The following is a 300-nucleotide window of genomic DNA, read 5'->3' as shown; positions in this document are numbered from 1 at the left end:
CCGTTTTCTGCAAAGGAGACCGGCCAGCGGGATAAAATCCTCCTGTTTTTCAAAGTGTTTTTTGCAAGCCCGCTTGGGATCCTGAAAAGGGATCAGCGAAACGGGCTATCTGGCTTTGTAGAGCCAGCGCTCAAATACTCTGCAATTAAGCATTTCCGGCACTTTGATTTCAAAAGTGACTGTGGTGCGGGGCTGAAACGGTTTTTTGTGACCGCTTCTCGTTCCGAACCAATGCTTACGCGTTTGTCCAGCATAGAGCTGACATACAAGCGTATCCCGCAACAGAAATTCTAGGAAACG

Annotated in this window: 1 protein-coding gene; it reads left to right on the top strand. The window is 48.3% G+C overall.

Features of this window, described 5'->3' with window-relative positions; genetic code table 11:
* The coding region (locus HBA93_RS20420) for a hypothetical protein (protein WP_221724492.1) at positions 1 to 294 on the top strand (294 nt) is incomplete at its 5' end.
* Positions 295 to 300 lie beyond the last annotated feature (6 nt).

Origin of the sequence: Ochrobactrum sp. SFR4 (genome assembly GCF_019730395.1) — a bacterium.
In the GTDB taxonomy this organism is placed as follows: domain Bacteria; phylum Pseudomonadota; class Alphaproteobacteria; order Rhizobiales; family Rhizobiaceae; genus Pseudochrobactrum.
This window is presented reverse-complemented; position numbering and strand designations above follow the sequence as displayed.